The following is an 18,242-nucleotide window of genomic DNA, read 5'->3' on the forward strand; positions in this document are numbered from 1 at the left end:
CCGCAGGCAATGAAAAAGGGCCGCAGATGTTGCGGCCCTTTTTGTTTGGAGGAGGCGAATGGTTTGGAGGTGCGCTTACCGCCGCGCCACCACCACCTTGTCGGCAGATTCGGCCACCAGGCGCATCGGCACACCGGCGTCTTGGAGTTTCTGCCACGTGGTGCGGCGCATGAATGCGTAAGCGGGTGGCCCGTCGGTCCAGCGCTTGATCCATTCGTCAGTGGTGGCAACGACCTTGCTCGGTTCCAGGCCGGCGCCCATTTCCAGTTCGTCAAAGCCCGAGACCAGCGTCATTGGGCGACCGAGGTAGTAGATGGCGGTCTGATCTAGCCACTCGACCGAGTAGAACGGCGTCTCGGCCGGAATCGGGCCCGTCGCGCTCAGCGTCTTTTCGATGACGTCGCGGGCAGACAGCGCGTCGCGGAAGATCTCGCTGGCGTTGAGCACGCGATCCCAGCAGAACAGGGCAGAGATCGACAGCACGATTACGGCCACGGTGCGCTTCTGCCAGCGCAGCGCCACGAGTGCAGCCAGCGTGCCGACGGCCAGCATGGCCATGACCTCACGCAACGCAGGCATGGCCACCGCAACCTGTTCAACCGGCATCTTCGCGCCGGCCTTGGCGCCGATCATCGGCACCGCAAACCACAGGCCGATGGCGATCACAAGATTGACGCCCAGCGACCACGCGACGGTGCGCGTGGGCATCTTCTCCAGCGCCAAAGCCAGCACAATCGCCAGCGCAGGGAAGGCCGGCACGATATAGCCCGGCAGCTTCGAGCTGGACGCCGAGAAGAACAGGAAAATCATCCCCGCCCACGCAATCGACCAGCGCATCAAATCAAACTGTCGCGTGCCAACGAAGAGATCGGCCACGCGCCCCATGCGCCGGCCGATGGCCGCAAACAGCAGCGGCGTCCACGGCAGCAGCCCCGCCGCGCCCACCGCGATGAAGTACCACCACTTGCCGCTGCGATGGTGCTCATTGGTCAGGAAGCGCTGGAAATGCTCGTGGATAAAGAAAAAGTTGAAGAACTCCGGGTTGCGCTGCTGCACGATCACGAACCATGGCACCGTGGCGATCAGGTACAGCGCAAGGCCCGGTAGCCAGTGCATGCGGCGGATCAGTGCCCAGTCGCGCGTCATCAGCAGATAGGCCACGCCGATCAAGCCCGGGACGACCAGCCCGATCAACCCCTTGGTGAGCGTCGCACCTGCCAGCGCCAGCCAGACCACCAGCATCCATGCGAGCCGCCCGCCACGCGATGCACTCGGCCGCTGCGCCAGCGCAAAGCCGCACGCTCCGACGGTCAGGAAGAAGCCCACGCCCATGTCGAGCGTGATGACCTGCCCGAACAGCAGATACAGCAGCGACGAGGCGAGAATTGCCGCGCCGGTTGCCGCGGCCCGCCCGCCGCGATAGACCGCCAGCGTCCAGGCCGTCATCAGGATGCCGCCCAGACCGAACAGCACTGGCCACAGGCGCGCCCCCCAGGCATTGACGCCGAACGCCTGGAACGTGGCCGCCGTCGTCCAGTACTGCAGAGGCGGCTTCTCGAAATATTTGAGGTCGTTCAGGCGCGGCGTTACCCAGTCGCCCGAGACCACCATCTCGCGCGGGATCTCCGCATAGCGGCCTTCATCTGGCCGGAACAGGGTAGAGCGCTGGAACAGGTCATCCGTCCACAGCGCGAGGAACACAGCGACGAGCGCGATGACAAGCAACGCCATCCATGGCGAGCGGCGGGAGGAAACAAGGCGGGATTCCATGCAGGGGTGAACTTCGCGGGCACGGTCGGAAAGGGTGGATTCTAGTCGATGCCGGATCAGCGTTGATCTTCATGCCGTGTATTAGCGACCGCAGCCATCACGAAGCCTAGATAGCGCTTTGCCCGACCCGTCAGTAGGGTCGAATCGTTGCAACTTGTTGCGGTAGCATGGCGCTTGCCGGCAATCCTGCCGGTTCAGTACGTCTTCAGGGCGGGGTGGAATTCCCCACCGGCGGTATGCGGACCTTGCGTCCGTGAGCCCGCGAGCGCCTTGCATGCGCCTGCATGCAAGGGTCAGCAGATCCGGTGAGATGCCGGGGCCGACGGTCAGAGTCCGGATGGAAGAAGATGTGCGGAACAACACGCCCCCGCTACAGGGGCGCGCTTGGCTTTGTGCCTGGCTGCGCCGCTGCATGGCTCGCGCGTGTTTGTCTGCTTGCCCTGGAACGTCTTGTCGCCAATCTTGCGAGGAGCGTTTCCATGTTGTCCACTCAGCAATCCCCTGTAGTTCGCCCGCCCGCGTTGCCTGCCAGCAATGTGATGCTTGAGGCCATCGATGCCCGCTTTGATCCGGCCGACATGCCCGCGCGCATGGCCGCCGCGCTCGATGCGGTGCGGCTGGGCGTGCCCGTTGTCGTGCTCGACGATGCCGACCGCGAGAACGAGGCCGACCTCATCGTCGCCGCCGACAAGCTCACCCAGGCCAGCATGGCGATGCTCATTCGCGAGTGCAGCGGCATCGTCTGCCTGTGCCTGACGGCGGAGAAGAGCGCATCGCTCGGCTTGCGCCCGATGGTGGAAGACAACCGCAGCCAGTACGGCACGGCGTTCACGGTGTCGATCGAGGCACGCACGGGCGTGAGCACCGGCGTATCTGCAGCGGACCGCATCACGACCATCCGCGCAGCCATCGCGGCAGATGCCGATACGCAATCGGTCGTCAGCCCCGGGCATGTGTTTCCGCTGGTGGCAAAGGAGGGCGGGGTATTGGCGCGGCGCGGTCATACCGAGGGCTCGGTCGACCTGGCACGTCTGGCGGGCTTGCCGCCGGCTGCCGTGCTATGCGAACTGATGCTGCCCGACGGCACCATGGCGCGCCGGGACGACGCGGTGCGCTTCGCTGATCAGCACAACCTGCCGGTGCTGACCATTGAAGACATCGTTCAATATCGGGAGCAGATGGAGCGCGCGGTCAGCTTCGTCTAATGCCAAAGCCGGCCGCGCGAAAAAGGTAACGCTGATTTACCGCTTGAGCGCGGCCGCTTCCTTGGCGAGCGCCGTAATGCCTGCCCAGTCACCGGCAGCGACCTTGTCCTTGGGCACCATCCACGAGCCGCCTACGCACACCACGTTGGGCAGCGCGAGGTAGTCGGGCGCGCTTTGCGGTGTGATGCCGCCGGTCGGGCAGAAACGCACATCGCCGAAGGGGCCATAGATCGACTTGAGCATCGGGATGCCGCCAGCCGCTTCTGCCGGGAAGAACTTGAGCGTGTTCAGGCCGAACTCCAGCGCCAGGATCAGCTCGGACGGCGTGGCTATGCCCGGCAGCCAATCGAGTTCTGTCTTGGCCTGCGCCACGGCCAACATGGGCGTAATGCCCGGCGACACCGCGAACACCGCACCGGCATCCTTCGCCTGCTGGAAATGCTCCGGCCGCGTGAGCGTGCCGGCGCCGACGATGGCATCTCCGCCCAGGTCATTCACCACCGCACGGATCACATCCAGCGCCACCGGCGTGCGCATCGTGATCTCGAACGTGCGGATACCGCCCTCGTATAGCGCGCGGCACACCTTGACGCCTTCATCGACAGATTGGAACTGCAGCACCGGGATGACCGGGCCGGCCTTGACGACGGAATCGATACCCACAACGTTCTCCTAGATCAACTTCAACAGAACAAGCTTAAACGACGGTCGCCAGCGCAAGCGTGAGCAGCAGCGCGACGATCGAGATGATGGTTTCCAGCACCGTCCACGTCTTGAAGGTCTGCGGCACGGTCAGGTTGAAATACTCCTTCACCAGCCAGAAGCCGCCGTCATTCACATGTGACAGGATCAGCGAGCCGGCGCCCGTGGCTAGCACCATCAGCTCCGGCTTGACGGCGGCGCCCGAAGCTGCAGCGATCGGGGCGACGATGCCGCAGGCGGTCGTCATGGCCACCGTGGCCGAACCCGTGGCGATACGGATCAGCACGGCCACCACCCAGCCCAACAGCAGCGGCGACAGATGTGCGTCGGTGGCGACAGCCACGATGGCCTTCGACACGCCCGAATCACGCAGGATCTGGCCGAAGCCGCCGCCTGCACCCACCACCAGCGTGATCGTGGCGATCGGTGCCAGACACTCGTTGGTGAACTTGAGGATGGTGTCTCGATTGAAGCCGCGTGCCTTGCCGAACGTGTAGAAGCTCACGATGGCGGCAATCAGCAGGGCCATCACCGAGTTGCCGGCCAGCTTGAGGATGTCGTTTGCCAGCGTCTTGGGCGCGGCGATCAGGTCGGCCCAGCTGCCAATCAGCATCAGCACCACCGGCAGCAGGATCGTGAACAGCGTCACGCCAAAGCCCGGCAGTTCGCGCTTCTGGTCGGCCTCAACAAACTGCGCGGCCAGCGGGTTGTTCTCGTCCGGCTTGACGTAGCGCGAGATCAGCATCGCCCACAGCGGACCGGCCAGGATGGCCGTCGGCAGGCCAACGATCAGCGCATACATGATGGTCTTGCCGATGTCTGCCTGGTAAGCCGTCACGGCCAGCAGCGCGGCCGGGTGCGGAGGAATCAGGCCGTGCACCACCGACAGGCCGGCCACCATCGGCAGGCCGACCATCAGGATCGGCGTGCCCGTGCGCTTGGCCACGTTAAAGGCAATCGGGATCAGCAGCACGAAACCGACTTCAAAGAACACCGGCAAACCGATGATGAACGCCACGACCATCATGGCCCAGTGCGCGTTCTTCTCGCCAAAGGCACTGATGAGCGTTTTGGCGATGCGCTCGGCCCCCCCGGATTCCGCCATCATCTTGCCGAGCATCGTCCCGAGGCCCACCACCAGCGCAATGTGGCCGAGCGTGCCGCCCACACCGGTTTCGAACGCCTTGACGATATTGCCCATCGGCATACCGACCACCACGCCCAGCGCGAGCGAGACGACGATCAGCGTGACGAACGGGTTCAGCTTCTGGACTGCAATCAGGTAGATCAGCGCGACCACCGCCAGCGCGGCGGTCAGCAATAGCGAGTTGCCTTGCATCGGGACCATCGGGTTTCCTCCTCAGGGATATTCACGGCTCTTGTTGTCGTGGGCGCGCCGTTGTGCGGGCGCCCGTTTTGAACTGCGCTTGTATTGCGCGTTACGGCTTCTTGTACGCCACGCAATCGACTTCAACCTTGCAGTCGATCACCATGCTCGACACCACGCAGGCGCGCGCGGGCGGGTTGGCGCCGAAGTACTCCTTGAACACCTTGTTGAACGACTGGAAGTCGCGCGGGTCATCCAGCCACACGCCGCAGCGCACGACGTGTTCGGGGCCGTAGCCCGCTTCGGCCAGGATGGCGAGCACGTTCTTGATGGTCTGGTGGGATTGCTCGACGATGCCGTTGCCGACCACCTCGCCGTTCACCATGGGCGTCTGGCCCGAGACGAACAGCCAGCCGTCTGCGCCGGCCGCGCGGGCAAAGGGGAGGTGCTGGCCACCGGTACCGGTGCCGCCTTCAACGCCAATTCGGGTAATCGTCATCGCTACGTTCCTTCTTTCAAAACTCTCAAACAAACTCGGATTTCAGTGGACTTCGGTGGCCGCAACTGCCTGCGCACGCGGCCCGCGCTTGAGAAAGCGCCCCGCGCCGGGTGTCTGTACCGCGGGCTGCACGGCACCACCCTGATATGACAGATGGCCGTTGACCCACACCGCCGCAATGCCCGCGGCCGGTTGCTGCGGGTCGGTAAAGGTGGCGACATCGCGAACCGTTTCGGGATCGAACAAAACGAGATCCGCCCAATAGCCCTCGCGCACCAGGCCGCGTTCAGTCAGGCCGAAGCGCTCGGCGGACTGGCCTGTCATCTTGCGGATGGCGGCCGACAGCGAGAGCAGCTTGCGCTCGCGGCTGTAGTACCCCAGCACGCGCGGAAAGGCGCCCCATAGGCGCGGATGCGGTTTCGGATCGTTCGGCAGGCCGTCGGAGCCGATCACCGTCGCAGGGTGGGTGATGATGCGGTCCAGATCCTGCGCGGACATGTTGTGGTACACGGCGCCTGCCGGCTGCAGGCGGCGCGCGGCGTCCATCAGGTCGGTGCCCCACGCGGCGGCGATCTCCTTGAGCGTCTGTCCGGCCATGCCCGGCTCCGGCTCAGACCACGTGATGAAGATGTCGAATTCGTCCGTCACCTGCTTCAAGTCCAGCGTGGACGAGCTTGCGGTGTACGGATAGCAGTCGCAGCCCACGGGCTGATAGCGCTGGGCACCTTCGATGGATTCCAGCACTTCGCCCGCGCGGCCCCAGTTGGCCGCACCCGCGCATTTCAGGTGCGAGATCACGATGGGCACGCGTGCATGCTTGCCGATGCGATACGCCTCGTCCATCGCATCGAGAATCGCGGCAAATTCGGTACGCAAATGCGTCGTATAGATGGCGCCGGCTTCGGCCAGCGGTTCGGCCAGGCCCATCACTTCCTCGGTGGTCGAAGCGAAGGCGTTGGCATAGGCGAGGCCTGTCGACAGGCCCAGCGCGCCGTTGTCGAGCGCCTCGCGCAGTTGTGTGCGCATGCCTTCGACTTCATCGGCGGTGGCGGGGCGATCGAGGCGGTCCAGGTGGTTGTTGCGCAGTGCCGTGTGGCCGACCAGCGCCGCCACATTGACCGTCGGCTTGGCGCGCTCCACCGCGTCGACATAGGCGGCGAAGGTCGGGTACGCAAACGCGCTGGCTGGCCCGAGCAGGTTCATCGGGTCGGGCGGTTCACCCTTGAGCGTGGCGGGCGACGCGCTGATGCCGCAGTTCCCGACGATCACCGTCGTAATGCCCTGAGACACCTTGCACAGCATGTCGGGCGTGCGGATCACGTTGGTATCGTCGTGCGTGTGCACGTCGATGAAGCCGGGGGCGAGGACGCGGCCCTCGCCGGCAATTTCTTCATCCCCCAGCCAGGCGGTGGAGTCGGATGTGGCGATGGCGGCGATGCGGCCATCGGTGATGGCCACGTCGAACAGCGTGGCCTCGGGTTCGTGGCCGCTGCCGTCCACAATGCGGACCTGACGGATGACGGTGTCGTACTGCTGCATGTGCTGCTCCTGCTCAATCCCCGAGCGGCTGGCGATTGCCGCCGCCGCGATGCGCATCGAGCACGTACTTGATGCGCCGTAAGAGCTCCTTGCTGCGATCGGCCTGCTGCAGTGCGACCTCGGTGGCCAGCAGGTCAATCATCATCATCATGGCGTAGCGCGATGACGACGGCTTGAAGATGAAATCGGTTTCCATGGCCTGGATCGGCAGCAAGACATCGGCCAGCGCAGCCAGCGGTGAGCCGATGGCCGTGATGGCGACGATCTTCGCGCCGTACTCGCGCGCGATTGTCACGCTGTCGATCACCTCGGGCACGTGGCCAGTCACGGAAAACACGACCACCACATCGTCCGGGCTGAGCGTGGCCGCAACCATCCGCTGCAGCATCGAATCATGATAGGTGGTGACCGGCCGTCCTAGGCGCGCAAGGCGGTAGCGCATTTCGTCGGCCATGGTGGTCGAGCCGCCGCCCATGCCGAACACGGCAATCATGCGCGCCGCCACCAGGGCGAGTGCCGCAGTGCGGAACGCCTCGGGCTGCACCAGCGCGCGATTGGCCTCCAGCACATTGCTGATGTCGGCCAGGATGCCGTCCGCGCTTGAAGGTGGGCGGTCCGCGCCGCCATCCAGAAAGCGCTGGCCGACTGCGGCTGCCTGCGCTAGCTTGAGCTTGAGTTCTCGCACGTCGCGACAACCCATCGCTTTGGCAAAGCGGGTGACGCTGGCCTCACTCACGCCAGCGCGTTCGGCCAGCGTCTGGATGCTGCCGGCGGCGGCTTCGGCAATGTCGCTCAAGACCGTCTGCGCGACCTTCTGCTCGGCGGGACGCAGTTCAGCGGCACGCTGGGAGAGTCGGGTCACGATGTCCATCGGTTCACGCATCGGGTCGGGCTTAGGGTCTCGCATTCTGGCCCCCGGTAGTGGTCCGGATAGCGGCTTTGAGAGTGCTTTGGTACTTTGTAACAGGCTGGCCCGGAGAATAGTTTCGCCGCTATCATTGTGTCAACCCGATGTTTACCCCCAAAGGAACACGAGCCGAATCCCATGAGTGATACAAAGTACCAAGGAGACGCCAACGCCGTCGTCAACCCGCTCGACAAGGGCTTGGGTGCGTTGGAAACCGCATGCGCGCCGGAGCAGATTGCTGCGCAGCGCTGGAATGTTTTGAACGAAGACCTGAACCTGCCCGCGGCGGTGCTCTCGCAATCGCGCGTGGAGCACAACCTCGCCTGGATGCAGCGCTTCGTGAGCGAATACGGCGCCAAGCTCGCACCGCATGGCAAGACGACGATGGCGCCTCGCCTGTTCCAACGTCAGCTGGCCGGCGGTGCATGGGGCATCACGCTGGCTACGGCGCACCAGACGCGCGTTGCCTATGCCCACGGCGTGCGTCGCGTCCTGATGGCCAATCAGCTGGTCGGTAAGCGCAACATGGCGATCCTCGCCGAGTTGCTGGCCGATCCGACGTTTGAGTTCTTCTGCTTGGTGGATGCGGCGGATCAGGTCGATCAGCTTGCCGCATTTTTCGGCAAGGCGGGGCGCCCGATCCAGGTGCTGATCGAACTGGGCGTGCAAGGCGGCCGCACCGGCGTGCGCGACGACGCGCAACTGCAATCGGTGCTCGATGCGCTCACGCGTGCCGATGGCGCCGTCAAGCTCGCAGGCGTTGAAGTCTATGAGGGCGTGATCAAGGAAGAGGCGGATATCCGCGCCTTCCTGCAGCGCGCCGTGAAGGTGACGGAGGATCTGGCGAAGGCGGGTCGCCTGCAACGCACGCCGGCTGTGCTGACCGGCGCCGGGTCGGCTTGGTACGACGTCGTGGCCGAAGAATTCGCCAAGGCCAGTATCGGCCAGCCGCTGGATGTGGTGCTGCGCCCGGGCTGCTATCTGACGCACGATGTGGGCATCTACCGCGCGGCGCAAGCCCGTATCGACGCCAACAACCCGATCGCGCACAAGATGCGTTCGAGCCTGCTGCCGGCGCTCCAGCTTTGGGCCTATGTGCAATCGGTGCCTGAGGCTGAGCGCGCCATCATCGCAATGGGCAAGCGTGACGCCGCATTCGACGCCGGTCTGCCGCTGCCGGTGCTGCATTTCCGCCCGGGTGACAAGATGCCGTCAGCCACGCCGGCGCACTGGGAAGTCACCGGCATGATGGATCAGCATGCCTACCTGAAGATCGCCCAAGGCGACGACATCAAGGTCGGCGACATGATCGCCTTCGATATCTCGCACCCGTGCCTGACGTTCGACAAGTGGCGCCAGATTTCGGTGGTTGACGATGCGTACAACGTGGTCGACGTTGTGCAGACCTACTTCTGAGCGAGAGCGCCCATGGCAGACATCCTCGCCTACGGCGAAGCGCTGATCGAGTTCAACCAGGCGGATCCCGGCAGCACGTCGTGGAATTTCGGCTTCGGCGGCGATACGTCGAACTTCTGCATTGCCGCGGCACGGCAGGGCGCACGCACGGGCTACATCAGCGCGGTGGGCGCCGACCGCTTCGGCCAGGCGCTGCGCGCGCTGTGGCAGGACGAAGGTGTCGACCACACCTACGTGCACACCGATACGCAGGCGCCCACGGGCCTGTACTTCGTGTCGCACGATGCACGTGGCCACCACTTCGACTACCTGCGCGCGGGCTCGGCAGCCAGCCGCTTCCAGACGGCGCAACTGCCATTGCAGGCGATTTCGTCTGCCAAGGCCTTTCACCTGTCGGGCATCAGCCTCGCCATCAGCGATACGGCCTGCGACGCGGGTCTGGCGGCGATGGCGCATGCGCGGGCGTCGGGTGTGCTGGTGTCGTTCGACACCAACCTGCGCCTGCGCCTGTGGCCGCTGGCGCGCGCCCGCGCCGTGATGCAGGAAGCGATGCGGACGTGCGATCTCTGCCTGCCGAGTTGGGATGACGTGACCGTGCTGCTCGACTGCCATGACCGCGATGGCATTGTCGATACGCTGCTCGGCTGGGGCGTGAAGCTGGTGGCGCTCAAGATGGGCGCGGAAGGCTGTTACGTGGCCACGCCCGAGTCGCGCACGCTGGTGCCGCGTCATACGGTCAATGCGATTGATGCGACCGGTGCGGGCGATTGTTTTGGCGGGTCGTTTGTGGCGCGGATTGTGGCCGGGGATTCGCCGGTAGAGGCGGCGCGGTATGCGAATGTGGCGGCGGCGATTTCGACGACGGGCTATAGCGCTGTGGCGCCGATTCCGCGGGCGGAGGTGGTGCGGGCGGTGTTGGCGTCCACGCAGACTGCCTGAAAGGATGTTGTTGGTGCGCTGGTGTTTCATCCCCTGCCGGGGCTGACTCACTTTCTTTGTCTTGCCAAAGAAAGTAAGCAAAGAAAGGCGCGCCCGAGATGGCGACTTCCCCTTGGATTTGTGTCACGGGGAGGGGAAGGAGCCAAACTCGCTGCGCTCAAACAGGGCTCCTTCCTTTTTCCTCCCCGCGACAAAAATCCAAGGCGCCATCTAGGGCAAGGTACGGCCAAACCGTCGTGTGCCTGTGTTGGTGCCCAGCTGTGTTCTTGTTGGGTAAAGGAAAACGCCACCGCATTGTTTGCGGTGGCGTTTTCTTTTTGCTCATCGTGTGCTTACTTCCCAGGCACCAGATGCACGCGCGACTCGGTTGCCGCTTCCACCGCCTTGCGCGAATACAGCAGGGGGAAGTATTCGCCCTTGAGCCACAGCGGTGCCAGGTCCCGGTAGTGTGGGCTGTCGGGGTCACCGGACTGGCCGGGGAGGTTGACGGCGCGCGAGTTGTCCCAGTTGCCGACGTCCACCACCGTGCGGAACGACGGGCCGTTCGTCTGCAGGAAATCGCTCGCGCGATACGTCGATTGGTTGGGCGTGTAGGGGCTGCCGCCTTCAGGCGTGGGGCCGACGTTGAGCTTGGCGCGCGTGGCTTCGTCGACGATGGCGGCGAACGGATGGGCGTTGAGGTTGTGGTGCAGTTGGCCCCAGTTCCACGCTTGCGGGTTCGGGCCCTGGCGTTTGACCATATCGCTCCACGCATTCTTCAGGCTGTCGAGCAGCACGGCATCACGTTTGGTGGCGGCTTGTTGCGGGTCTTCGCCAAACTTGTGTTCGCTGCCTTGCGGGTGTTCCAGCGTGTCGAGCATGACGTCGGTGTCGGGCGCGGCCATTGCTTCGGCGCTGGCCTTGGAAAGCACGGCGTTCTTGAATGCGCGGCTCAGGTGGTGCGTGAACCAGACCTCATGCAGCGCGGCTTGCGGAGAATCCGCCAGCATGGTCGCGTTCCAGCCCTTGAACAGGTTGAGCGCGGCTTGCGTGTCGGCGTCGTTGGACGACAGAGGCGCCAGCAGGGCCATCAGCCTGCGCGCCGGGATCGAGACCATGTCGTTCTGCAGGCGCATCGAATCTTCGATCGACACCTTGTCGAGTCTGGCCAGCACTTCGTCAATGCGTGCGTGGCGCGAGCCGTTGGTCCACTCGAAGCCGAGCTTTCGCTCGCGGTACGGGTAGTCCGGTGGCAGGTTCATCTCGTTGGACGAGGTGAAGTAGCCTGACTTGGGGTTGTAGGTGCTGGGCAGTTGATCGCCGCGCCAGAATCCGGCCCATTCGTAGCGGCCGTCACCGGGCACCGGCAGCAGGCCGTCCCAGTTCGGGCGGATCGGGGCGAGGCCGCCCGGAACCCAGCCGATGTTGCCTTTTGTGTCCGCATAGACCTGGTTTTCAGTGGGGGCGCCCCAGTTCATCATCGACTGCTTGAACTGCGCGAAAGTGCGTGCGCGCATGTAGCCGACCGAGCCGAAATACGGCGACATGCCCGGCGACAGCCACGCGGAGCGCACGGCATACGCCCGGTGCTTCTCGGCATCGATGTAGATGACGGGGCCGTGGCGCGTGAAGGTCAGGTCGACGGGGCGGGACTCACCGCCGCGCACCTTCACGGCTTCGTGCAGCACGGTGAAGGGCTCCCAGCCGCCGTTGTAGCGGTATTCGCTATTGTTGGCCGGGTTCAGTTCGTAGACGTAGAGGTCTTCCTGATCAATGTTGAAGATGGTCAGGCCGAACGCGACGTGCCCGTTATGCCCGATCGACACGGCCGGCAGCGATGGCTCTCCGGCGCCGATGATGTCGAGCGTAGGTGTGCTGACGTGGGCGATGTAGCGCAGGCTCGGTGCCGAATACGCGCGGTGCGGGTCGTTGGCCATCACGGCGCGGCCGGTGGTGGATTTGCCCGGCGCGATCACCCAGTTGTTGCTGCCCTCCATCGTCTCTTCGAGGTTGGCGGCGGCGGCCACGCGCGTGTTGTCGATATCCACGCCCTTGAGCGCTTCTGGCGTGAGCTTCACGCCCTGCGTGGCCAACGTGAAGACCTTCAGCAGATCCTTCGGCAGGCACGGGTCCAGGCCTTCGGGCAACTGGGTTTGCCAGGCGGGTTGCAGGCCGAAGCGGACGGTGTCGTCAGCAAGGTTGGCTTTGCAGGCCACGTTGGCGCGTGCGACTTCCGATTGCAGATTGCGCGTCAGCCCGTGGCTGCGGATGCGCACCACGTCTTCCGGCGCCCAGTGCGCGGGCGTGTAGTGGAGCTTGCGGAACTCGAACGGCATCTGCTCCGGATGCTTGATCAGCCAGTCGACATACGCGTTGATGCCGGCGACGAAGCGCGTGGCAATGCGCTGCGCATCGGGGCTGTAATGATTCCATTCGACTTGCATGTCACCGCGATAGAGGAACAGCCGCGTCGCGTGATCCTGTTCGACATAGGCGGCCCCGAACACCTCCGAAAGCTGTCCCAGGCCGCGGCGGCGCCACAGATCGATCTGGAACAGGCGGTCCCGCGCCGCGTTGAAGCCTTGCGCGAAGAAGCCGTCGTCTTCGCTCTTGGCGTAAATGTGTGGCACGCCCCAGCGGTCGATCAGGATGTCGGCGGGTTTTGACAGGCCGGGTACGGCGATGGTCTGAGTGGCCGCCTTGGGCGCGTCTTTGGCAGCGGCCTGCGCAGAAATGCCAAGCGCAACGGCAGACAACAGCACGGGAAGCGAACGGATAAGCATGGCGATGCAGTCTCCTCTCTGAGCCCGGAATGCCAGCGCAGCCCAGATGGGCAGGGAGGATTCAGGCGTTCTTATGGATACGGCAGACAACCGCGAGCGCGGCTGATTGGGAAGGGCAAGCTGGCCGATCGAGTGAGCCGGTGCTGGCAACTGCTAGGGGAGAGATGCCCACCGATCGGCACAGACTGACGAGTATGCGGACCTCTCGCCACCTGCGCCAATGACTTTTGTTCGGTCAACCATTCCGTCAAGGCATGGTTGCCGATGTGTCACACCAGCGTCTCAGGCCCGGTCTTGCGATGCACATTTGCGGCCAGCACGTGGCCCAGCTCGCCCGGGAAGATCGGCTTCGTGATGACGGATTGGTAACCGGCTTCCTTCGCTGCCTTCAGGCGGATCGGGTCGGCGAAAGCCGTCACGGCGATGGCGGGCAGGTCGGTCAAACCGCGTTCGCGCACGGCTCGCACGAGCTGCATGCCGTCCATGCCCGGCATGGCAAGGTCGCTGACCAGCGCATCGAACGGGTAGGCGTTGGCGACTGCATGTTCCAGCGCCTCGAGCGCGGCGGCTCCGCCGGATACAGTGACAACCTCGGCGCCGTAGCGCTCCAGCATCAGGGCGATCACGCCGAGCGATTCGGGGTTGTCATCCACCGCCAGCACGCGGATGCCGTCCAGCGTCGGCATGCCTGTCCCTGCGACCAGCCCCGGCGCGCGGTTGGCCTGTTCGCCCGGTTGCGCTGCATGCAGCGGTAGCGACACGGCCATGGTGGTGCCACGGTCCGCACCGCTGCTGGCGGCGGTGATGCGGCCGTGATGCAGCTCGACAAGCTGCTTGGCAATCGCCAGCCCCAGGCCGAGCCCGCCGTGGCGGCGTGTGCTGGACAGATCGGCCTGCTGGAAGCGGTCAAAAATATGCGGCAGGAAGGCCGGCTCGATGCCGATGCCGGTGTCGCGCACGGTGGCGACCACGCCTTCGGGCGACGGGTGCACCGAGAGCCGGATGTGCCCACCCTCAGGCGTGAACTTGACGGCGTTGGCCAGCAGGTTCCAGAACACCTGCTTCAGGCGCCCGGCATCGCCTTGCAGCATCGGCACGGGCAGGAATTCGGTATCGATGGTGATGTTCTTCTGGCGCGCCATGGGCTCGATGGTCTCGCGCGCGCGTTCCAGCACATCGGCCAGGTCCACGGGGCCGATCTCCAGCGGGACCTTGCCCGAGAGGATGGCCGACATGTCGAGCAGATCATCGATCAGGTGGACTTGCGTGCGGGCGCTGCGCTCGATGGCTTCAATGCCGCGCTTGAACATCGCTTCATCGTAGGCGCGCATGTTCAGCAGTTGCGCCCAGCCCAGCACCGCATTGAGCGGTGTGCGTAGCTCGTGGCTGACGGTCGCCAGGAAATCGTCCTTCAGGCGGCTGGCGCGCTCGGCTTCTTCGCGGGCGCGGGATTCGGCTTCGAGCAACTGCGTGCGGCGGGCCTCGGCCTGGCGGCGCTCGCTGATGTCGATCACGGCGTTGGTCAGACCGATGATCTCTCCGGTGTCGTCGCGCAGCGGCATGACCACCACGTCGTAGACCACGCGCTGCGTATGGCGCCGACGGAATGCGAACTCAACGCGCGTAGGCGTGCCGGTTGCGATAACGCGCTGGCCGGCTTCGGTCAGGCGCGACGCGGCGCGGCGGCCGAACACTTCGCGCACCGTCCGCCCCATGAGCTGCTCGGGCTGCAGGCCGAACACGGGGTTGTGCACCCACGTGAAGTGCATCGTGTTGTCGACGTCGTAGAGTGAAATGGGCGAGGCCTGCAGTGCGGCCAGCAGGCGTTGCTGCGACAGGCGTTGCTGGGTTTCGGCCCGCGCACGCCGTTCAGCCCCGGCGCGGGCGCGGCGCAACTGCTCGCACAAGGCGCAGATGAGCAATGCGCCCACCCCAAACACCGTCATCTGGATTGACGTGAGAGGCATCGCGGCAGGCCAGCTTTGCAGCGTGGCCAGTGCCATGAACAACCCCGCATAGCAGGCGATGGCCAGCATCCCCGGCCAGAAGCCGCCATACCACGCGGCAATCGTCACTACCGGAAAGGCCAGGTAGAACGGCAGATGGATACCCATCGCCGATTCGAGCAGCACCCGCCCGATCGTGCCGACTGCGGCAGCACCGATCGCCACGAGCCATGCGGAAGGACGAATGGCCGGCGCACCGTTGAACCCGCTAGTGCTGAAGGGCCCAGGGTCCGGCAACGGGGCAGGGGCGGCAGCGCGCGCGTCCGAAGGGTGGGACGAAGAGGGCGGAATGGACGTCACAGTCGGGCGCAATACCGGGCGTGGAACAAGGCAGCCAAAGGTGACTCAGGATACGAATTGGCCGTCGCCGATGCCATCGGGGTTTCGCTGACACGCTTGCAAGACAGCGCCCCATTCTTGCTCAGGCCAGCAGCAGCGCGGGCCCGCGGGTTTATCCCCCTGAAGAGGGGTGTCCGGCATGCTCGGGGTGCGGATCGCGCATGCGATCGCGTTGCGTCAGGGCGGGAAACAGCCGCATCCAGGCTGCCACCACCAACAGCGTGCCAAGGCCGCCAAGCACCACCGAGGCCACTGGCCCCAGCAGCCCGGCCAACATGCCCGATTCGAATTCGCCCAACTGGTTGGACGCACCCACGAACACGGAATTGACGGCGCTCACGCGCCCGCGCATGGCATCGGGCGTATCGAGCTGCACCAGCGAAGTGCGGATCACCACACTGATCATGTCCGACGCGCCCAGTAACACCAGTGCCAGCATAGACAGCGGCAGCCAGCGCGACACCCCGAACACCAGCGTCGCCAGTCCAAATACCGCCACGGCAGCAAACATCACCCGGCCAACACGCCGATCCAGTGGGCGGTGCGCCAGGAAGAGCGCCATGCCCAGCGCCCCCACCGCCGGCGCCGAGCGCAGCAGCCCCAGCCCCCATGCGCCTGTGCCCAGGATGTCGCGCGCGTAGATCGGCAGGAGCGCGGTCGCGCCGCCCAGCAACACGGCAAACAGGTCGAGCGAGATGGCGCCCAGCACCACTGGCCGCCCCTTGATGAACGCGATACCCGCGAACAGCGATTCGAGGCTCACAGGCGTGCTGACGGGCACAGCGCGCTCCATCCGCACCAGCGCCAGCAACACGTGCGCGAGCAAAAACAGCGCGGCTGCCGTGGCATACACCACTGGGGCCCCGGCCACGTACAGAAAGCCGCCCAGCGCCGGCCCCAGGATGACGCCGGTCTGCCCGGCCGAGCTCGACAGCGCCACTGCGCGCGGCAATGCCTGCAGTGGCACCAGCGTCGGCAATAGCGCTTGCAGCGTCGGCGTCTCGAAGGCGCGCATGGCGCCAATCACCACCACGCACAGGAAGATCGGCTGCACACCGGCGTGCCCATTGGCCGCCAGCACAGCCAGCGCGAGGGCCACCAGGGCTTCGATGGCCTGACAGGCACGCACGACGTACCGCCGGTCGTAGCGGTCCGCAATATGGCCGGAAGCCAGCACCAGCACCACCGACGGCAAGAACTGCGCCAGCCCGACCAGCCCCAGCACATAGGCGCTGCGCGTCAGGTCGTAGATCTGCCAGCCGACGGCCACCCCGAACATCTGATACGCGAAGGTGGTGGACAGCCGGGCGAACCAGAACAGCCTGAAGGCGGGGTAGGAGAACGGCGCATGTGAAAGCGTTTGCGCGGATGCGGAAGAGGAAGCGGGAGAAAGACCGGCGTCGCCAGACACGTTGGATGTGCGCCGGAACCCGGCGATCAATGAAAGAGGCGGAAAAGAGGCGTGAAGCGTCCGTCATCGTAACGGAAGTCGCCGCTTTGTAGCTGCCCGCGCGGGTACGTGGCTTGCGGAACTGCCGGTACATCATTACAGGAGATTTCATCATGGCCACGCACCACGCCCGGCCCAAGCCGGCGACGGCCAAATCGAAGGCCAAACCGAAGCCCCAGCGCTGGTCGCACCATGTGATGGAAACCAGTGACGCGCTGGACATCGAACCCGACATCTTCAAGTCGCGCAGCCCCGCGCGGATTGCAGCGTCGCTCAAGGCATCGGCCGAGCACAGCCGGCGGCGCAAGGGGACGGCATTCCAGTCGGCCATGTCAATGCTGACGTTCTATATCAATCGGGCGGGGCACAACCTCAGCGCCGGCCGGCGCCGGATTCTCGAACGTGCCAAGGATGCGCTGCGTGCCGAGTTCGGTCGCCCTGCGCATAGCGCGGCCAAGGCCCGGCATTGATGGGAAGGTGTGGCGCGGCTCAGATGGTCAGCATGACGCTGAGCAACTGGCGGGCGACCGCCTTGTAGTTGGCCTCGTCACCCTGCGGCGAATACGTGGACAGCGTCTTGCCCCGGTATTTGACCGTCACGATGCCGTTGCGGGTCGAATAGGTGGCTTCGATGCTCCGGCCGCCGCGCTCGAGATTGAAAGGGATGGTCTCGGCGACTAGGCGCGCGGTTTCCTGTGTGGCCGGCGGCGTGGGCGGTACGGCCGACAGCGGCGAGTATGAGGCGGATGCTTGTTGTTCTGGGTGGCGCATGACGCCTCCTCTTGGGGGAAACGGGTGTGCACTCCAACGCAGGTTCCGTACCAGCTCCCTTTGGCCTGGACATGCCATGCGGTCGCCCGAAAAGTGGCACCTCAACAGCAGTCAGGCGCTCGGCATGCGAGCGGGTTTGACGCCATGCGTCGGTCCGTTGACGAGATTTGTCAGCTTTGTAAACGCAATTAACCGCCAGGATTTTTTGGCCCCGTGCAAATCCGGGCTATCAAGGCGGAGGGACAGGTGCCATTCTGGTAAGTGCCATGGCGCGCGCATCGCATGCACATCGCGCCTTGCAGGCACCCTGCCGACGTTCCAACCATGCCAACAAGGAGGCGATATGGGTTCCCATACCTACAAGATGATCGAGCTGGTCGGGTCTTCACCCGACTCCAGCGATGCAGCCGTCCGCAACGCCATCGCGCGAGCGGGCGAGACGCTCAAGCATCTGGACTGGTTTGAAGTGCTGGAAACACGCGGCCACCTGGTGGACGGCAGAATCGCCCACTGGCAGGTGACGATCAAGGTGGGGATGCGGCTTGAAACGCTGGAGAGCGAAAAGCCCGCCGGCAAGAAGAAGGGCAAATAGCGGTTAAAGAAAAAAGGC

Annotated in this window: 15 protein-coding genes and 1 riboswitch; of the genes, 5 read left to right on the forward strand and 10 right to left on the reverse strand. The window is 64.9% G+C overall.

All coding sequences use genetic code 11. The features are described 5' to 3' along the window. Nucleotides 1–75 precede the first annotated feature (75 nt). Nucleotides 76–1,770, reverse strand: coding sequence for a phospholipid carrier-dependent glycosyltransferase (locus ACEN9T_RS01250; protein ID WP_413706186.1), 1,695 nt, complete (start codon nucleotides 1,768–1,770; stop codon nucleotides 76–78). A gap of 197 nt (nucleotides 1,771–1,967) precedes the next feature. Continuing rightward, nucleotides 1,968–2,123, forward strand: a riboswitch (FMN riboswitch). A 126-nt stretch (nucleotides 2,124–2,249) separates the two neighbouring features. Between ACEN9T_RS01250 and ribB the strand changes: the two genes are divergently transcribed. Then, the gene (ribB, locus tag ACEN9T_RS01255) at nucleotides 2,250–2,975 is read left to right on the forward strand and encodes a 3,4-dihydroxy-2-butanone-4-phosphate synthase (protein WP_413706187.1); all 726 of its coding nucleotides are present in this window, start codon (nucleotides 2,250–2,252) and stop codon (nucleotides 2,973–2,975) included. A gap of 36 nt (nucleotides 2,976–3,011) precedes the next feature. On the opposite strand, the gene ACEN9T_RS01260 is transcribed toward ribB, so the two are convergent. The 5 genes from ACEN9T_RS01260 to ACEN9T_RS01280 form a co-directional block, all read right to left on the reverse strand. Continuing rightward, entirely contained in the window at nucleotides 3,012–3,638 is a 627-nt protein-coding gene (locus ACEN9T_RS01260; protein ID WP_092972008.1) for a bifunctional 4-hydroxy-2-oxoglutarate aldolase/2-dehydro-3-deoxy-phosphogluconate aldolase, read from the reverse strand. A gap of 34 nt (nucleotides 3,639–3,672) precedes the next feature. Then, nucleotides 3,673–5,025: a gluconate:H+ symporter gene (locus ACEN9T_RS01265; RefSeq protein WP_413706188.1), complete on the reverse strand. Its 1,353-nt coding sequence runs from the start codon at nucleotides 5,023–5,025 to the stop codon at nucleotides 3,673–3,675. Between the two features lie 91 nt (nucleotides 5,026–5,116). Then, entirely contained in the window at nucleotides 5,117–5,503 is a 387-nt protein-coding gene (locus ACEN9T_RS01270; protein WP_009240594.1) for a RidA family protein, read from the reverse strand. Nucleotides 5,504–5,545: 42 nt separating this feature from the next. Further along, nucleotides 5,546–7,042, reverse strand: coding sequence for an N-acyl-D-amino-acid deacylase family protein (locus ACEN9T_RS01275; RefSeq protein WP_092972312.1), 1,497 nt, complete (start codon nucleotides 7,040–7,042; stop codon nucleotides 5,546–5,548). 13 nt (nucleotides 7,043–7,055) lie between these two features. Next, nucleotides 7,056–7,925 carry a MurR/RpiR family transcriptional regulator gene (locus tag ACEN9T_RS01280; RefSeq protein WP_175537132.1) on the reverse strand — a complete coding sequence of 290 codons (870 nt, stop codon included), beginning with the start codon at nucleotides 7,923–7,925 and terminating at the stop codon, nucleotides 7,056–7,058. Between the two features lie 162 nt (nucleotides 7,926–8,087). Here ACEN9T_RS01280 and ACEN9T_RS01285 point away from each other — a divergent pair, with 162 nt between their 5' ends. Together ACEN9T_RS01285 and ACEN9T_RS01290 are read left to right on the forward strand one after the other, a co-directional pair. Next, the gene (locus tag ACEN9T_RS01285) at nucleotides 8,088–9,365 is read left to right on the forward strand and encodes an amino acid deaminase (protein WP_413706189.1); all 1,278 of its coding nucleotides are present in this window, start codon (nucleotides 8,088–8,090) and stop codon (nucleotides 9,363–9,365) included. A gap of 12 nt (nucleotides 9,366–9,377) precedes the next feature. Beyond that, nucleotides 9,378–10,304 (forward strand): sugar kinase, encoded by a 927-nt coding sequence (locus tag ACEN9T_RS01290; protein WP_343659503.1) that lies wholly within the window; start codon nucleotides 9,378–9,380, stop codon nucleotides 10,302–10,304. Nucleotides 10,305–10,636: 332 nt separating this feature from the next. On the opposite strand, the gene ACEN9T_RS01295 is transcribed toward ACEN9T_RS01290, so the two are convergent. The 3 genes from ACEN9T_RS01295 to ACEN9T_RS01305 form a co-directional block, all read right to left on the reverse strand. Continuing rightward, entirely contained in the window at nucleotides 10,637–13,066 is a 2,430-nt protein-coding gene (locus ACEN9T_RS01295) for a penicillin acylase family protein (RefSeq protein ID WP_413706190.1), read from the reverse strand. 269 nt (nucleotides 13,067–13,335) lie between these two features. Further along, complete coding sequence (locus tag ACEN9T_RS01300) at nucleotides 13,336–15,372, reverse strand: ATP-binding protein (protein ID WP_413706191.1); 2,037 nt, start codon at nucleotides 15,370–15,372, stop codon at nucleotides 13,336–13,338. 151 nt (nucleotides 15,373–15,523) lie between these two features. After that, nucleotides 15,524–16,822 carry an MFS transporter gene (locus ACEN9T_RS01305; protein WP_413706192.1) on the reverse strand — a complete coding sequence of 433 codons (1,299 nt, stop codon included), beginning with the start codon at nucleotides 16,820–16,822 and terminating at the stop codon, nucleotides 15,524–15,526. A 152-nt stretch (nucleotides 16,823–16,974) separates the two neighbouring features. On the opposite strand from ACEN9T_RS01305, the gene ACEN9T_RS01310 reads away from it, so the two are divergent. Beyond that, the gene (locus tag ACEN9T_RS01310) at nucleotides 16,975–17,331 is read left to right on the forward strand and encodes a DUF3175 domain-containing protein (RefSeq protein ID WP_413706193.1); all 357 of its coding nucleotides are present in this window, start codon (nucleotides 16,975–16,977) and stop codon (nucleotides 17,329–17,331) included. A gap of 19 nt (nucleotides 17,332–17,350) precedes the next feature. Here the strand turns inward: ACEN9T_RS01310 and ACEN9T_RS01315 are convergent, their stop codons facing one another. Continuing rightward, nucleotides 17,351–17,632, reverse strand: a complete 282-nt coding sequence (locus tag ACEN9T_RS01315) for a hypothetical protein (protein ID WP_092971996.1) — start codon at nucleotides 17,630–17,632, stop codon at nucleotides 17,351–17,353. A gap of 343 nt (nucleotides 17,633–17,975) precedes the next feature. Here ACEN9T_RS01315 and ACEN9T_RS01320 point away from each other — a divergent pair, with 343 nt between their 5' ends. Then, a complete protein-coding gene (locus ACEN9T_RS01320) occupies nucleotides 17,976–18,224 on the forward strand; it encodes a dodecin (RefSeq protein ID WP_024978611.1) in 249 nt (82 codons plus the stop codon). Nucleotides 18,225–18,242: the final 18 nt, after the last annotated feature.

The sequence above is a fragment of the Ralstonia sp. Ralssp110 genome (assembly GCF_047325135.1).
GTDB classification, from domain to species: Bacteria; Pseudomonadota; Gammaproteobacteria; order Burkholderiales; family Burkholderiaceae; genus Ralstonia; species Ralstonia mojiangensis.

What these genes read in the sequence shown, in the direction of transcription:
- ACEN9T_RS01250 (WP_413706186.1), bottom strand. Translation starts at nt 1,770, where the DNA reads ATGGAATCCCGCCTTGTTTCCTCCCGCCGCTCGCCATGGATGGCGTTG.
- ribB (WP_413706187.1), top strand. Translation starts at nt 2,250, where the DNA reads ATGTTGTCCACTCAGCAATCCCCTGTAGTTCGCCCGCCCGCGTTGCCT.
- ACEN9T_RS01265 (WP_413706188.1), bottom strand. Translation starts at nt 5,025, where the DNA reads ATGGTCCCGATGCAAGGCAACTCGCTATTGCTGACCGCCGCGCTGGCG.
- ACEN9T_RS01270 (WP_009240594.1), bottom strand. Translation starts at nt 5,503, where the DNA reads ATGACGATTACCCGAATTGGCGTTGAAGGCGGCACCGGTACCGGTGGC.
- ACEN9T_RS01275 (WP_092972312.1), bottom strand. Translation starts at nt 7,042, where the DNA reads ATGCAGCAGTACGACACCGTCATCCGTCAGGTCCGCATTGTGGACGGC.
- ACEN9T_RS01280 (WP_175537132.1), bottom strand. Translation starts at nt 7,925, where the DNA reads ATGCGTGAACCGATGGACATCGTGACCCGACTCTCCCAGCGTGCCGCT.
- ACEN9T_RS01285 (WP_413706189.1), top strand. Translation starts at nt 8,088, where the DNA reads ATGAGTGATACAAAGTACCAAGGAGACGCCAACGCCGTCGTCAACCCG.
- ACEN9T_RS01290 (WP_343659503.1), top strand. Translation starts at nt 9,378, where the DNA reads ATGGCAGACATCCTCGCCTACGGCGAAGCGCTGATCGAGTTCAACCAG.
- ACEN9T_RS01295 (WP_413706190.1), bottom strand. Translation starts at nt 13,066, where the DNA reads ATGCTTATCCGTTCGCTTCCCGTGCTGTTGTCTGCCGTTGCGCTTGGC.
- ACEN9T_RS01310 (WP_413706193.1), top strand. Translation starts at nt 16,975, where the DNA reads ATGGCCACGCACCACGCCCGGCCCAAGCCGGCGACGGCCAAATCGAAG.
- ACEN9T_RS01315 (WP_092971996.1), bottom strand. Translation starts at nt 17,632, where the DNA reads ATGCGCCACCCAGAACAACAAGCATCCGCCTCATACTCGCCGCTGTCG.
- ACEN9T_RS01320 (WP_024978611.1), top strand. Translation starts at nt 17,976, where the DNA reads ATGGGTTCCCATACCTACAAGATGATCGAGCTGGTCGGGTCTTCACCC.